The 2,157-nt window shown below is 69.6% G+C and carries 3 protein-coding genes; all 3 read right to left on the reverse strand.

All coding sequences use genetic code 11. The annotated features are described in order from the left end of the window. On the reverse strand, window positions 1-205 hold a 205-nt coding region (locus L995_RS31855; protein WP_156136006.1), incomplete at its 3' end, for a hypothetical protein. 161 nt (window positions 206-366) lie between these two features. After that, on the reverse strand, window positions 367-1,377 hold the full coding sequence (locus L995_RS07310) for a FecR domain-containing protein (RefSeq protein ID WP_047470603.1): 1,011 nt from the start codon (window positions 1,375-1,377) through the stop codon (window positions 367-369). Beyond that, on the reverse strand, window positions 1,374-1,883 hold the full coding sequence (locus tag L995_RS07315; protein WP_047470604.1) for a sigma-70 family RNA polymerase sigma factor: 510 nt from the start codon (window positions 1,881-1,883) through the stop codon (window positions 1,374-1,376). Before L995_RS07315 ends, L995_RS07310 begins: the two co-directional genes overlap by 4 nt. Window positions 1,884-2,157: the final 274 nt, after the last annotated feature.

Here is a 2,157-nt window from a genome sequence, read left to right on the forward strand (position 1 = left end):
CCGCGTCCTCCAGCGTGCCCGCCGGAATCTGGTAGCTGCGTGTGGCTGCTGTGGCGGCCGTGGTGTTGACGGACGGCGAAGGCGCCTGCGCCCACAGGTTGCTGCCCAGCCCCGCGCAGGCCAAAGCCAGCAACAGGCCACGGGACGGGACGACGGAGGGGCGCAAGGCGCAGGGAAAGCGCCGGGGCGCTGAGGGATATGCCATGGTGTGCGAAGGACTGGGCCTGGAAGGAAAAGACAAACGGATGGATGGACGAATCGATGGGCGGGCCCGGCATGGCAAGCCCCCTCTTCCTCCATGTCCCGCGAGTTCTCGAAACAGACCACCCCGGGCGCAGATTTCTTCAAAAAACTGCGCAGACCCCTTCAAGCCCCTGCCGCCTTCTTGCCCACCACCACCTCGCGCCGGCCCCACCAGCGCGTCATGGAGCGCAGCTCCAGTCCCGGCAGCGCACCGATCACGGCCAGCACGCGCGGCACCTCGGCCAGCGGATAGGTGCCTGAGATGCGCAGGTCGGCCACTTCGGGCTCGCAGGCCAGGGCCGCATCGCTGTACGGCTGCAGCGCCTCCAGCATCCGGGCCAGCGGCATGCCGCGCGCCACCAGCATGCCCTCGGTCCAGGCGGTGCTGTCCTCATGCACGGCGGTGGCTGGCGAGACGCCATCGGCCCGCAGCGTGGCCTGCTCGCCCGCCCTGACCACCAGCACACCCTGGCCGGCCAGCCGGGGGGTCAGGCGCACGGCACCCTCGAACACACCCACCTGGAAATCACCATCCGCGAGCGCACGCACGGAAAACCGCGTCCCCAGGGCCAGCGCCTCGCCCGCAGTGGTCTGCACGGCAAAGGGCCGGGCGGGCTGCTCGGTGTCCTTGGCCGTGGTGACCAGCACCTCGCCCTGCAGCAGGCGCAGACGGCGGTGCCGGGGACCGTATTCGATGTCCAGCGCGCTGGCGCCGTTGAGCACGATCTGCGTGCCGTCCGGCAACGCCATCTGCCGACGCTCGCCCCGCGCCGTGCGTGCATCGGCCACCCAGCCCTGCCAGGGCAGGCGCTGCTCCAGCTGCCAGGCAATGCCGGCACCAAAGGCCGCAACGGCCAGGGACCGGATCACGCGCCGGCGAGCGGAACCACGCGGGGCCAGCGCAGCCCGGGCTATCGGTGATTGCGGCGGCGCCACCAGCCCAGCCAGCCGCTGGTTGACGGCAGCGATGCGCTGCCAGGCCTGCTCGTGCAGCGGATCGGCCGCGCGCCAGGCCTGCCAGGCTTGCCATTCGCAGGCCAATTCATCGGACAGCTGGCCATCCTGGTGCTTCAGCCACCACTCGATGGCGCTGCGCGCTACCTCGGGCGGCAGGCCGGCTCCCGGCGCCGTCATGCATCCACCGCGAAATAGCAGTGCATGCCGGCCTGCACCAGGTAGCGCTTGACGGTCGTCAGCGACAGGCCCAGCTCGCGCGCAATGTCGGCCTGCTTCATGCCGTCCAGCTGGGCCATCAGAAAGGCCCGCCGCACAGGGGCAGGCAGGCCGTCGAGCATGCGGTCGATCTCGTCCAGCGCCTCCAGCAGCAGCGCGCGCTCCTCGGGCGAGATGGCAAAGGACTGCGGCGCCTGGGCCAGCGCCTCCAGATACGCGCGCTCCAGTTGCTGGCGCCGGTAGTGGTTGGCCAGCACGCGCTGCGCCACCGTGGTCAGGAAGGCGCGCGGCTCACGCGCCTGCACAGGCTCGTCGCGCGCCAGCAGGCGCACAAAGGTGTCGTGCGCCAGATCGGCCGCCTGGTGCACATCGCCCAGCTTCTTGCGCAGCCAGCCCTGCAGCCAGCCGTGGTGGTCGGTGTAGAGCGTGGCGACTTCGCGGTGAAGGGAGGTTTCGGCGGCAGGCATGGCGCGGGAGGAGGAATGCGTGGGCGGCTGGCCCGAAATATGAGATCAATTCTCATTTGCATTCTAACGGTTGGACTGCGCTGCGTTGCCACGGTGATGCCGACCCAGCCCCCATCACCTGCCGCCCTGCGAGGTGTTGCCGCTCTCAGCCGTGGTACTGGCCGCATCCTTGCGCACCGGCAATGCGACCTGCTCGAACACATTGCCCTCGATCACTACGTCCTTGGACTCCAGCAGGTTGATGCCGGCCTGGGGTTCCTCTTCCTTCTTCCTG

Origin of the sequence: Delftia sp. ZNC0008, assembly GCF_000799035.1 — a bacterium.
Taxonomy (GTDB): domain Bacteria; phylum Pseudomonadota; class Gammaproteobacteria; order Burkholderiales; family Burkholderiaceae_C; genus Comamonas; species Comamonas tsuruhatensis.

Coding starts and splice junctions, on each gene's coding strand:
- L995_RS07310 (WP_047470603.1), bottom strand. CDS start 1,377: ATGACGGCGCCGGGAGCCGGCCTGCCGCCCGAGGTAGCGCGCAGCGCC.
- L995_RS07315 (WP_047470604.1), bottom strand. CDS start 1,883: ATGCCTGCCGCCGAAACCTCCCTTCACCGCGAAGTCGCCACGCTCTAC.